This is a genomic window from Vibrio sp. 2CM40D (assembly GCF_023161825.1).
Lineage (GTDB): Bacteria > Pseudomonadota > Gammaproteobacteria > Enterobacterales > Vibrionaceae > Vibrio > Vibrio alginolyticus.
The window spans coordinates 115,247-127,854 of the sequence record NZ_JALNTL010000005.1 but is presented as its reverse complement, the minus strand read 5'-3'; the positions used below and the strand labels follow the sequence as shown (position 1 = coordinate 127,854).

13 protein-coding genes are annotated in these 12,608 nt (G+C 46.8%); 5 read left to right on the top strand and 8 right to left on the bottom strand.

Annotated features, from left to right (window positions below):
- Window positions 1-92 precede the first annotated feature (92 nt).
- The 4 genes from ompR to MTF70_RS12920 all read right to left on the bottom strand — a co-directional run bounded on the left by ompR (window position 93) and on the right by MTF70_RS12920 (window position 3,932).
- On the bottom strand, window positions 93-812 hold the full coding sequence (ompR, locus tag MTF70_RS12935) for a two-component system response regulator OmpR (protein WP_005379333.1): 720 nt from the start codon (window positions 810-812) through the stop codon (window positions 93-95).
- Between the two features lie 129 nt (window positions 813-941).
- Window positions 942-1,337 (bottom strand): DUF1090 domain-containing protein, encoded by a 396-nt coding sequence (locus MTF70_RS12930; protein WP_017635004.1) that lies wholly within the window; start codon window positions 1,335-1,337, stop codon window positions 942-944.
- 105 nt (window positions 1,338-1,442) lie between these two features.
- The gene (gene greB, locus MTF70_RS12925) at window positions 1,443-1,934 is read right to left on the bottom strand and encodes a transcription elongation factor GreB (protein WP_005379321.1); all 492 of its coding nucleotides are present in this window, start codon (window positions 1,932-1,934) and stop codon (window positions 1,443-1,445) included.
- A 117-nt stretch (window positions 1,935-2,051) separates the two neighbouring features.
- Window positions 2,052-3,932, bottom strand: a complete 1,881-nt coding sequence (locus tag MTF70_RS12920) for a RimK/LysX family protein (RefSeq protein WP_086013892.1) — start codon at window positions 3,930-3,932, stop codon at window positions 2,052-2,054.
- Window positions 3,933-4,161: 229 nt separating this feature from the next.
- Between MTF70_RS12920 and MTF70_RS12915 the strand changes: the two genes are divergently transcribed.
- Window positions 4,162-6,483 (top strand): Tex family protein, encoded by a 2,322-nt coding sequence (locus MTF70_RS12915; RefSeq protein ID WP_205461477.1) that lies wholly within the window; start codon window positions 4,162-4,164, stop codon window positions 6,481-6,483.
- 104 nt (window positions 6,484-6,587) lie between these two features.
- Here the strand turns inward: MTF70_RS12915 and MTF70_RS12910 are convergent, their stop codons facing one another.
- Both MTF70_RS12910 and bioH read right to left on the bottom strand, forming a co-directional pair.
- Window positions 6,588-7,052: a hypothetical protein gene (locus MTF70_RS12910; RefSeq protein ID WP_005379316.1), complete on the bottom strand. Its 465-nt coding sequence runs from the start codon at window positions 7,050-7,052 to the stop codon at window positions 6,588-6,590.
- A gap of 124 nt (window positions 7,053-7,176) precedes the next feature.
- Complete coding sequence (gene bioH, locus MTF70_RS12905; protein WP_005384724.1) at window positions 7,177-7,944, bottom strand: pimeloyl-ACP methyl ester esterase BioH; 768 nt, start codon at window positions 7,942-7,944, stop codon at window positions 7,177-7,179.
- 84 nt (window positions 7,945-8,028) lie between these two features.
- Here bioH and MTF70_RS12900 point away from each other — a divergent pair, with 84 nt between their 5' ends.
- The 4 genes from MTF70_RS12900 (at window position 8,029) to cysQ (ending at window position 11,054) form a co-directional block, all read left to right on the top strand.
- Window positions 8,029-8,754 carry a phosphoribosyltransferase family protein gene (locus MTF70_RS12900; RefSeq protein ID WP_205461479.1) on the top strand — a complete coding sequence of 242 codons (726 nt, stop codon included), beginning with the start codon at window positions 8,029-8,031 and terminating at the stop codon, window positions 8,752-8,754.
- Between the two features lie 97 nt (window positions 8,755-8,851).
- Window positions 8,852-9,436, top strand: a complete 585-nt coding sequence (nfuA, locus tag MTF70_RS12895; RefSeq protein ID WP_005379313.1) for a Fe-S biogenesis protein NfuA — start codon at window positions 8,852-8,854, stop codon at window positions 9,434-9,436.
- 176 nt (window positions 9,437-9,612) lie between these two features.
- On the top strand, window positions 9,613-10,182 hold the full coding sequence (gene nudE / locus MTF70_RS12890) for an ADP compounds hydrolase NudE (protein WP_005379309.1): 570 nt from the start codon (window positions 9,613-9,615) through the stop codon (window positions 10,180-10,182).
- 44 nt (window positions 10,183-10,226) lie between these two features.
- A complete protein-coding gene (gene cysQ / locus MTF70_RS12885) occupies window positions 10,227-11,054 on the top strand; it encodes a 3'(2'),5'-bisphosphate nucleotidase CysQ (RefSeq protein ID WP_205461481.1) in 828 nt (275 codons plus the stop codon).
- A gap of 292 nt (window positions 11,055-11,346) precedes the next feature.
- On the opposite strand, the gene MTF70_RS12880 is transcribed toward cysQ, so the two are convergent.
- Together MTF70_RS12880 and MTF70_RS12875 are read right to left on the bottom strand one after the other, a co-directional pair.
- Window positions 11,347-12,108 carry a type II secretion system protein N gene (locus MTF70_RS12880; RefSeq protein WP_017635007.1) on the bottom strand — a complete coding sequence of 254 codons (762 nt, stop codon included), beginning with the start codon at window positions 12,106-12,108 and terminating at the stop codon, window positions 11,347-11,349.
- 1 nt (window position 12,109) lies between these two features.
- Entirely contained in the window at window positions 12,110-12,601 is a 492-nt protein-coding gene (locus MTF70_RS12875) for a type II secretion system protein M (RefSeq protein ID WP_047103746.1), read from the bottom strand.
- Window positions 12,602-12,608: the final 7 nt, after the last annotated feature.

Here is a 12,608-nt window from a genome sequence, read left to right as displayed (position 1 = left end):
TAGTGGTCCTAATCGCGAAATTTCAGCCTTCAAAGGGAAGGTAATGAAGGCTGAAGTTGCTATAGCCAAGTGCTGGCTATGGAGTGAAGAGGTTACACCTCTTTGCCGTCTGGGACGAAAACATAACCTAGGCCCCATACGGTTTGAATGTAGCGCGGCTTGCTCGGATCGTCTTCTAACATGCGACGTAAACGTGAGATTTGTACGTCAATAGAGCGTTCCATTGCAGAATATTCACGGCCACGCGCCATGTTCATCAATTTATCTCGTGACATTGGCTCACGCGCATTCATCACGAGCGCCTTTAGGACAGCAAACTCTCCAGAGGTGAGTGGCATTGCCTCGTCACCGCGGAACATCTCGCGAGTGCCTAGATTGAGTCGGAACTCCCCGAACTCCACCACTTTTTCTTCCGTGCTTGGTGCACCCGGCAACTCTACAGTTTGGCGGCGTAATACTGCCTTGATGCGAGCCAACAATTCGCGTGGGTTAAACGGTTTTGGCAAATAATCATCCGCCCCTACCTCAAGACCTACGATGCGGTCCACTTCATCACCTTTCGCGGTGAGCATTAAGATTGGCAACATATTGTTCGCGTGGCGTAGACGACGACAAATTGACAAACCGTCTTCACCTGGCAACATTAGGTCCAGCACCATTAAGTGAAAGTTTTCGCGCGTTAGTAGGCGATCCATCTGTTCGCCATTGGCGACACTTCGTACCTGAAAACCTTGCTCAGAAAGGTAACGCTCCAATAGAGCACGTAAACGAGCATCGTCATCAACCACTAAAATTTTATGATTTTCTTGCATTGAAACATCCTTTCAGAAGCGTCTATTGTCGAAAATGTATCACTGTTTTTCCTAACGTGCTCAAGCAAATTGTTACTCTTTTTATCTTAAGCGCTTTATTCTCTCTCTAGCAGGTATTTTCAGCACCTACTATTGACCATAATTCCATTCCAGTTCACGTTTGGCCTCAAGCAGCTCTTGCTGTGCCTCAGCCAGCTTGTGACGTTTTTTCTCAATTTTGTCTGCTTTACCTGAATGCTGAGCTTCGACTAATTCTTCCTCTCGCTCCTCAACTTCTTTAGTCTTTTCTTCCACTTCTGCTTGCAGCTCTTGGCGCAGCTCACCTTCCGAGCATTCATTCTGGATAGCGGAAAGTGCTTGCTCCAAGCCTTTAATGCGATGCTCATTACCTTGCGCTTTTGCATACTCAAGCTGCTGCTCTACCGCTAACTCTTTAGCGTCACAGCCTTTCACTTCATCTTGAGCAAAAACTGAAAGTGAGAATCCTATTGTTAGTGCAGCACTACACATGACTGCTTTGTTCATTTTACTTCTCCGAGAAAGGCACCATGCCTTTATACCAAATATTCTGACGTTGAGACCCAAGTCACTTCTAGTGAACTTCATGAGACTTGAATCAGTGATAAAGCCTCAGTCTTCCGAGGCCGGTTGAGTGTATTCAATTGAGTTGATGAACCACTCTTTTTCACCTTCTGGGGTGCGTACCGTGAACTCTTCATCCACTTGTTTTTTCAACATCGCTCGCGCCATAGGTGAATCGATAGAGATGTAGTCTTTCGCATCGCCATAAATCTCTTCAGGCCCGACAATACGAAACTTTTTCACTTCTCCTGCCTCATTTTCTATTTCCACCCATGCACCAAAAAAGACTTTGCCTTCTTGTTGCGGAGAATAGTCAACGATCGTGACTTCTGGCAGGAATTTACGAAGGAAGCGGACACGACGGTCGATCTGACGGAGTAAACGTTTATTGAAGGTGTAATCCGCATTTTCTGATCGATCGCCCAGGCTCGCCGCCCAAGTAACGATCTTGGTGATTTCCGGGCGCTTTTCATTCCAAAGGTAATCATGCTCTTGTTTGAGTTTGTTGTAACCTTCTCGTGTAATCAGCTTAGTTTTCAAATTAACTCCTATCTCAACTAAAAAATGCTGCTCTTTGGCAGCATTAAGGAGATGATATACCCAAAGGTCCAATGTTGTTCAGGCTTTGGGTATCAAGGTGATAAGGCGGCCAGAGTGTTACTTTTCGTAATCCGGTTTTTGCGTCACGATGTAATTCGTATCACTCGAAACAACCGCGCCATGTTTTAGGAAGTTTTTACCTAAAATCATGCTGTAATGGAAGCGACCTCGGTCCTGTAAGTTGACTCGGATCTTCTTCTCTAATTCGCCAAGCTTAACATGCATTTCAACCACAGGGCGTACGTTCGCTTTCTCGCCTTTCTTCGCTTTAATACGCATGACATCAACAACAGGCTTGGTAAACGCCTGTTTCATGCCAAGATCGTTCTCATAGGTAAAGCTCACCATGTCTTTGCCGTCTTTCTTAAACTGCTTGATGTTCTTAGCATTGATTGAGCTTACATCTGCACCCGTGTCTAACTTCACAGGGAAAGACATCCCCTCAACTTCAGCCACTTCGATATGGCCAGCTTTGAAAAGTGGCCTTGCATCTAGTAGATGGTCTGCGCGAGTGTTCAGCAACACACCACCCTTGGCTATGTCATGACCAAAGACGAAAAAGGGTTGAGTGTCACCCTCATCAAGCACATCGAGCGCAAACTTCATTGATGTGTCTTTTCTACCGAGAAGAAAGTCTCCTTCGACAACAGGGCGAACCGCGCTGCCAACCTTGAGCTTTTTCAACACTGGTTTGGTGATTTTTTCTTCTTTCCCCTCATCGTTCATTAAATAAAACGTGACGGATTCATCCTTACCTTTTTCTGTTACTTCAAACCCATTTACACGCAGTAATGGCGTTTTCACAGTAAAAGTGGGGTAAGCAGGGACGGTATAACCATCAATGGTGACCTGTTCTTCTGGTGAAACGACAAGAGGTTTTGATTTGAGTGCGCTTTTGAACGTTTTTTCTACGCCACCCAGTAGATTTTCTCTGTCCGTATCAATAACAAAGTGCTGACTCGCGACGTCCCGACCTAAGCGAATTTGCGAACTGAACTTACTGCGATCACGCAGATACACCAACCAACGTTGAGTTTCATTTTCGCCGACTTTGACGGGTAAATAGACTAAAGGGCGCTCGCTTTTGGTCGTTTTCAGCATTCGTACCAAGGGTAATGTCATTGGATGACGCTTGCCATTCTCGCCCTCTAACATAAAAGAGACTTCGTTATGCTTCTTGTCTACCTTGATGTCCAGTGCATGGACGTTGGTATAACGGCTAGAAGTTGAGATGCTGATCTTATATGGCACACCTTCGACTTCAACCGTCTCTTTTTTGCCAATCATTTTTGCGCGTGGCTGTTCTTGAAGGTAATCGTAACCAGCGAAGACCCATGCGTTATCATCGAGATAGGTTTTACCAATCAAGATAGGAGAAGAGAATTGCGTACGCTTGGTCAGGTTCACTTCCGTATCAACGGTGTGACCAGCGATTGTCATCGGCATTTTTATTGTCGGGCGTAGGATGGGCTTTTTGCTTGTTCGACTGCGAATCGCGCTCACTCTTTCCAGATCATCGGTAATCTGTATTTCCTTCCCTGTATAAGGGTGAGGAACCGTAAAGCTAACCTTTACTTGATATGGCTTAAAGCTGTCGGCGTCCCACTTTGCCTTCGTACCACCTAAGTCATCGACAATCGCCCAAAGTAACTCGTTATCTTTCAAATCTTGGTAATCTGGGTGTGAGCTACTGACATGGATATTCTCCGCATGCATCGATGTCGTATCTGCACCAGTATCAATCTTGCCAATAAATGGCACCGCTTTTAGTTCCGGAATGTCACTGTAGTAGACGCTCTCCACACGCCCTAGTACCAATTTGTTATCGAGCTGATAAACGGGAGCTTGTGTGGTTCCTGAGATAGACTGCGCCCAACTAAGCGGGGCGACAAGTAAGGCACTCGTAAGCGCTAACGCCAAAGACATTTTTTTCATCATGATTATCCGTATAAGCCGAGGTACATTTAGTGATATCAACAACCGTGGAATTAGGTTAGTCGATAACTGCGGATATAAGTTCTCAATTTAATTACAGTTTTGACATAAATCTGACTGATGTCCACCAGCGCCCGGTAAATTTTTGCCTCGTTAATTTAAAACATTGCAAATTCTTCGAACGACCCCAATGTTCTATACAACCAAAACCGAATTAAAAGAGAAAACACGGATGAGCCAAGCTATCTGTCGCATGATTGCTCAAGAACTGAATGTTCGCCCAGAGCAAGTCAACGCCGCTGTCACCCTAATTGATGATGGCAACACTGTCCCTTTTATTGCACGTTACCGCAAAGAGGTGACGGGGGGCCTTGATGATACCCAGCTTCGTACTTTGGACAGCCGTCTGTCTTACCTTCGTGAAATGGATGATCGCCGTCAAACCATCCTCAAATCAATCCAAGAGCAAGGCAAACTGACGCCAGAGCTAGAACAAGAGATCGCGCAGGCAGACAGCAAAACTCGTCTTGAAGACTTATACCTACCTTACAAACCCAAGCGTCGTACGAAAGGTCAGATCGCGATTGAGGCTGGTCTTGAGCCGCTCGCAGATCAGCTTTGGAATCACCCACAAACCGAGCCAGAAAGCGAAGCAAGCAAATACCTTGATGCAGACAAAGGCATCGCAGACACCAAAGCTGTATTGGATGGCGCTCGCGCGATCATCATGGAGCGCATCGCAGAAGACGCAAACTTACTGGAAAAAATTCGCAACCACTTAAATCGCAATGCGGAACTGGTCTCACGAGTCGTTGAAGGCAAAGAGCAAGAAGGCGAGAAGTTTAAAGATTACTTCAACCACAACGAGCCCCTAAGCAAAGTGCCATCGCACCGAGCACTGGCGATGTTGCGTGGCCGTAACGAAGGCTTCCTGACATTGGCGATGAACGCTGATCCAGAACAGGAAGAAGGCGCTCGTCAGTCTTACTGCGAAACGATTATCGCCGACCATTATGGCGTAACGCTAAGCAGCGCACCTGCGGATACCTGGCGTAAGCAAGTGATCAGCTGGGCATGGCGCATCAAAGTATCGATGCACATGGAAACCGAGCTAATGGGCGCAATGAAAGAGCGCGCTGAAATCGAAGCGATTGAAGTATTCGCCACTAACCTAAAAGACTTGTTGATGGCAGCACCGGCTGGCCCTCGTGCAACACTTGGTCTCGATCCGGGTCTGCGTACAGGTTCAAAAATCGCGGTTGTCGACTCAACAGGTAAAGTGCTTGCAACCGAAACCATCTACCCTCACCCACCACAAAAACAATACGACAAGTCAGCACAAATCGTTGAGCAGTTGGTGCGTAAGTACAACGTGGATTTGATTGCGATTGGTAACGGTACGGCTTCACGTGAAACCGACAGCTTTGTCGCAGACGTCATCAAACGTGGCAACCTGAAAGTTCAGAAGATCATAGTAAGTGAAGCGGGGGCTTCGGTTTACTCAGCGTCTGAGCTTGCAGCAAAAGAGTTCCCGAATATGGACGTATCACTGCGTGGTGCAGTGTCGATTGCACGTCGTTTGCAAGATCCATTGGCTGAACTCGTGAAAATTGATCCGAAATCTATTGGTGTGGGTCAATACCAGCACGATGTAAGCCAATCTATGTTGGCAAAACGCCTAGATGCGATTGTGGAAGACTGTGTAAATGCGGTTGGTGTTGATGTGAACACCGCTTCTGCCGCACTATTAACACGCGTAGCAGGCTTATCAAGCACCATCGCGCAGAACATTGTCGACTTCCGCGATGAAAACGGTCGCTTTGAAGCACGTACAACCTTGAAGAAAGTACCTCGTTTAGGTCCTAAGGCGTTCGAGCAGTGTGCGGGCTTCCTACGAATCATGGATGGTAAGAACCCACTTGATGCGTCTGCGGTTCACCCAGAAGCGTACCCAGTGGTCAAAGCAATTTCTGAGAAGAACAACAAAGACATCAAAGCACTGATTGGTGATTCAAGCTTCCTTAAAGGTCTGCATGCGGTCGATTACACCGACGATAACTTCGGCGTTCCAACCATTACAGACATCATCAAAGAGTTAGACAAGCCGGGTCGTGACCCACGTCCAGAATTCAAAACGGCGACCTTTGCAGAAGGTGTAAACTCGGTATCTGACTTGGAACCGGGCATGATTCTAGAAGGTGTGGTATCAAACGTAGCCAACTTCGGTGCCTTCGTTGATATTGGCGTTCACCAAGATGGTCTCGTACACATCTCTGCACTGACAGATCGTTACGTGTCTGACCCACGTGAAGTGGTGAAAGCGGGCGACATCGTCAAAGTGAAAGTGATGGAAGTTGACGTGCAGCGTAAGCGTATTGGTCTATCGATGCGTATGAACGACGAACCGGGTCAAGACAACCGCAGCCAACGCTCATCAGCAGCGCCACGTCGTAATGACCAACCGCAGCGTCGTCAGCCTCGCCGTGATGATTCGTCATCGAACAGCGCGATGGGCGGTGCGTTTGCTGCAGCGTTTGCTAAAGCGAAAAAGTAACCTTACCTAGGCTTCACCGCTAACGAGCTTTCATAACTAAAAAGAAAACGCTCCAATCAGTCAACCTGCTTGGAGCGTTTTTGTTTGAGTAGGATATTGAGTCGTCATAATACTGCTATCACTTCTGACGGGGTATGGGGAGCGACTGCATGACCATAATGAAACTTGATCACCTTCCTGCGCTTTTCCATTAATCCTTCATTGATCGCAGCATCCAAAATGCGCTTTGGTAAGCGAAAGCGGATCGCGTAGCCTTTCCCCTGGTCTTCACTATACGATTTGAGCGCAAGCAAACTAAAAAGCCGTTCTAGTGTATCTTCCGGCTCTTCTTGATAACGCGTGTCGACTTCCGTTTCCATATCATAATCAGGATGCTCTGAAGGATCCCAAGAAGACTGACGTCGGCGCTTGTCATCACCTTTTACTTTTCGCTCTGCATTGGTTTTGGCCAATGCGACCGTTGGCGTTACAGGCTCTCGGACTTTATTGTCGCGAGCTGCTTGTTCCGTCTGCACATTCACGGATGGGGCGATCAGTGGCACACTTACGTTGGTCGGTGACACAATCATTGCGAACCCTCCTCAGAGTCGCCCAACTCGTCAATATGGCTTAGCTTTATTGGCTAATAAAACCTCACCAGTCTTTATGTCGACCACTTTTTAAACAACTTGAGGTATTTCCGTTCGCACTTGCTCAATCGTGAGCAAACTCTCGGATTTGAACACAAAATTCGTCATGTTCGGTGATAAAAGGCGCATGAGAGGACTGATTAAAAACAAACTGCTGGGTATGAGGCAACTGTTCACTCAAATCGTTAGCTACTTTAATTGGCACCAACCCATCTAAACGGCCATAAAGACGCAACATTGGAACAGAAAGAGACGTCAACGCATCGCGCAGATCCACATCAGCAAGGATGTTTAGCCCAACCAACAGCGATTCAGGGTTTGGCTGAGGGCGCGATAGTACCGCTTGCTTGAGCTGTTTAACGTCTTTACGCGCTGATGGGCTTCCCATCGCTTGCAACGCCATAAAGCGCTCAATGGTCAGTGAGAAATCTTCTAGCAACTGAGAGGTGAACGCACTCAGTACATTCGGTTGAATGCCACGCCACGGTTTTTCTGCGGCAAATTTAGGTGAGCTGGCAACCGTAATCAACTTAGCCACGCGCTCGGGCATATTTAATGCCACATGCGTCGCCACTAAACCTCCGAGGGACCAACCAAGCCAAATCGCTTTCTCTGGCGCACCTTGCACCACCAAGTTAGCAATATGGTCTAAATCTTCAGCATGAGATTCGGCGCTATGTCCGTACCCCGGAAGGTCAACCACATGAACTCGGAAATAAGGTTGAAGAGACTCGACTGTCTGCTGCCATACCGCACCATTCATGCCCCAACCATGCAGTAACACCAAATCTGGTCCCTGACCAAATGACTGCCAGTGTAATTTCGTGCTCATGCTCTCAATCTCTCCCACTTATTTTATTCCCTACGGCTTCAGCCAAGCGTTAGGCTGAGTAAAATATCACCATGAATAAACGCTATGTTATCTCATCACTGGCAAAACATCATGCATCGTGTATTGAGCAGTCAATGTGGCCTGTGTCGGTTCCCTATTCAAACACCAAGCCACACAAATACTCTGCGCTGGTGCGAGCACTGTTTAAAATACCTAACTCCGGTAAAACGATGTCAACGCTGCGGTTTATCATTACAGAAAGAAGAAATGAGTACGGATAGTATGTGTGGTGAATGTCTTTCAAAGCCACCGCCATGGCAAAGGCTGTACACGTTAGGCGATTACGACTTTCCCCTTTCACGGGAAGTACAACGCTTTAAAGATCACGGAGAGTCTTGGCATGTAAAAGCATTAACCGAGCAACTGGCACAGCGCATCACCACGCCAGCTCCAATCATTACCAGTGTGCCATTGCACTGGCAGCGTTACCTGCGCCGGGGTTTTAATCAAAGTGATGTTTTAGCCCGACACCTCGCCAAGCAATTGCAGACTAATTTTGATGCGAAGGTCTTTCGTCGAGTAAAGCTCGCCCAATCACAGCGTGGTAATACCAAAACAAGCCGTGAACAAAACTTAAAAGGCGCGTTTATTCTCAATAAGCGCCCTCACTCTTCCCATGTTGCCATCGTCGATGATGTAGTCACCACAGGCAGTACCGTCCGACAATTATGTCATTTACTACTTGAAGTTGGCGTAGAAAGCATCGATATTTACTGCATCTGCAGAACACCTGCTCCTCGTTCTCTCTAGATCGCTTCGCCATGCCTTAGCATCAAAAAGACTAGACCCATACGTCAACAAGAGTAGAATAGCAGCAGTAACCTACAAATTTACTCGGGTATTCGTCGTGTCAAATATTACTATTACAGAAACTGCGCAAACGCATTTCGCTAACCTTTTAGGTCAACAACCTGAAGGCACTAACATTCGTATTTTCGTTGTGAACCCAGGTACACAAAACGCTGAGTGTGGCGTGTCTTACTGCCCACCAGAAGCAGTAGAATCGACCGACACTGAACTCTCTTACAGCGGTTTTTCAGCTTACGTTGATGAGCTAAGCCTGCCATTCCTTGAAGACGCTGAAATCGATTTTGTTACCGATAAAATGGGCTCTCAGTTAACGCTAAAAGCACCTAACGCTAAAATGCGTAAAGTTGCGGACGACGCACCACTGGTTGAGCGCGTTGAGTACGTTATCCAAACTCAAGTGAACCCACAACTTGCTGGCCACGGTGGTCACGTAAACTTGGTTGAGATCACTGAAGACGGTGTTGCGATTGTTGCATTTGGTGGCGGTTGTAATGGCTGTTCTATGGTTGACGTAACACTAAAAGAAGGCATCGAGAAAGAGCTGCTAAACCAGTTCATTGGTGAACTAACCGCAGTTCGTGATGCTACAGAACATGACCGTGGTGATCACTCTTACTACTAAGAGTAAACACTGTCAGAAAATGGGAGGCTTCGGTCTCCCATTTTTGTATCGATACTGAGGTGATGGTGAGATGCTTAGCTCGACTCGTAAAATCCGCTAGAAACTCAGGCGGAGTTCTCATATATTAAGAATCTTACGCATCTCGTAAACGCCAACGACACCAAGGAGCCAGCGTCATGCCGAAACGAACCCCACCAGAGATACTCTCATGCCAGACGGTTGCAAAATCCAAACTGTTTGCTGTGGAAGCGCTCGACCTTCGTTTTTCCAATGGTGAGCACCGTACTTATGAGCGTATGAAGCCAAGTGGACGAGATGCTGTAATGGTAGTCCCTGTAACAGAACAAGGCGATTTATTACTGGTGCGTGAATACGCCGCTGGAACTGAACGTTACGAGCTAGGTTTCCCAAAAGGGCTGATTGACCCAGGAGAAACACCACACCAAGCTGCGGATCGTGAGTTAAAAGAAGAAATCGGCTTTGGCTGTAATCAGTTAACCCCGTTGAAACAAGTTATCCTCGCGCCATCTTACTTTTCGAGCAAAATGACTCTATTTTTAGGACAGGCGCTTTATCCAGAGAAGCAAGAAGGCGATGAGCCTGAACCACTGGAAATTGTGCGTTGGCCACTTGCGCAAGCCGAAGAGTTATTAACTCACATGGATTTCTGTGAAGCACGAAGCATCACAGCGCTAATGTTGGCACTGAAACACTTACCAAACACCACTCACAAGCATAACCAATAACGGTCATTAGAACCGAATAACACTGTGAGTAAGGACTATCACTTATGCCAATGACAAAAGATCTATCTCACCTACTTCCTCAAGCCATCGAGATTGCCCGCAGTGCTGGGCAAATGATCCTCGAAATATATGAAAAGAAGCAATACGAGGCCTACACCAAAAGTGACGAAACTCCCGTCACAAGTGCAGATATTGCAGCTCACAAGTTCATCACTGAGCGCTTGAGTGATCTGACGCCTGACATTCCCGTGTTGTCAGAAGAAGACGCAGACATAAGCTTAGAGCAACGCGCTCAGTGGGAACGTTATTGGTTAGTCGACCCTCTTGATGGTACTCAAGAATTCATCGCTCGCAGTGGTGACTTTGCCACTATTATTGCGTTGGTCGACAACAATCGACCAACCATGGGCGTCGTTTACGGCCCTGTATCTGGCGTGACTTACTACGCTTATAATGGCAAAGGCGCCTGGAAAATTCCCGACATGTCGGACAGCGTCAAAATCCATACACACAAACACGAACAGCCAGAGCAAAGCATCGCAATTGCTATTAGTCGTCGCCAAGACATCAATCGTATTACTAACCGTATGAGCAGCGCCTGGAATTACGACTTAATACCGCTCGGTTCTGCAGCATTGAAAGCATGCCTCGTCGCGGAAGGGGCGGTAGATTGCTATCTCCGACTAGGTCCAACAGGTGAGTGGGACACCGCTGCGACACAATGCATTGTTGAAGAAGCTGGCGGCCGTATTCTCAGCACGCAATTAGAACCGCTGTCATATAACGAGCGGGAAACACTAGAAAACCCGAATTTTATTGTTCTTGGTGATGCGGATTTACCTTGGAATGAGATTTTACAACGCAAAGATTAAGCGCCCTATCGGTAAAATTTAGATCACAAAATTCTAGCAATAGAAAGGCCACGAATATCTTCGTGGCCTTTTCTTTTTGACCTTCTGTACAGCACTTGGAGTATTTGGCCTACTATGTTCCAATTGCCTGTAAAGCTGAACGAAAGAAAACAAATCAATTAAAAATCATGGTTTTAAATTTCCATTCATTCCCAATGTACAGCGAATAGAGGTTTTAGCTTACAATGATCCAAAAGCAAAAAGAGCTGCACAATAGCAGCTCTTTTAAGATATTGGATTTTGTCACGATAGGTTAGAAGCGCCCTTGGTAGTTAAACTCATATTGACCTTGAGCATTCGGCTTACCCAACCATTTCAGTTGCTCCCCCATGCTGGATGGGAACTCTGCACCAGGTTTGAACCACGCTTTGGTTGAGTACCGTTGATTAGGCATCAGTTCAGCGGAAAACGCCGCAGAGACTTGTTTGCTGCTCTGCTCACCAGTTGCCGTCAATACACTATCCTGACAGTTTATATCGGCAATCACAGGACCGAGATCTAAGCTGCCAACGGGGCTTTGAATACCACTGGCATTCCATACTAAAGTGCCTTCACCGTTCTTACACCAAGGCGCAGCATAAGTCGCATGACGAATATTCAGCTCAAGCTGCCCATCAACACCAACAGGCACAGGGAGGCGCGCTTGCTCAACAACTTTTACCGCCGGAATCGAGGCAACTAAGTTTTTGGCATAAGGGCCATCACTTAAGCTATAGCCGACAAAACCGCGCCCACGAACGTCCATTTCACTACCACGACCAAAGCGCACAGCAAACTCAGCTTTACCTGTCAGTAGACTCGACCATTGGAAATCCCAATTAACTTCTCCAAGGTTCTGGCGCTGCCAACGAATACTAGCAGCTTGACCTTGCCATACCGAACCGTTGGCTCCTTGAATGTCCAGGCCTCTCACTGTTGGTGCTTGTTGTAACACCCAAGAGACTGGTAATCCCATTAAAAGACTGACTGAAAAAAAGACGATAAAGATAACAACGTAAAGTACTGCTCGCTTCACCTTAACCTCGCTTAAACTGAAGGCGGTTTACATCGATCATGCCCGCTTGCTCTGTTCGGTCGATATCTAAAAATTCGACTTCAATACCCTGTTGCTCTTTCAAGTAACGTAACCAATCCACTAGTTGATTAAACGCGAGTGGTTTGATCCACACTTGAACGCTCTCATTACGAGGTTGTACTCGAATCAACTCAACTTTATAACGACGAGCTGAAGAAGAAACTAACTGATTCAACGGTTGACTAGAGTAGCTCACACCGCTGCTTTTTCGCAGTGCAGTGATGCCATCCGCTTTATCTTGTACCCAAGCTAGCAACTGCTTTTCACTTTGAATACGTGACTGAGCTAGCTCCGCACTTTGACTCATTGGTTGTAATAAACCCCAATAAATAATACCGATAACGGCAATAGCGCCACATCCCATGACCAAACGCTGCTCACGCTGCGAGATGCTGCTCCACCAAACCTGAGCTTGAGAAATTAAATTTTTCATCATCACC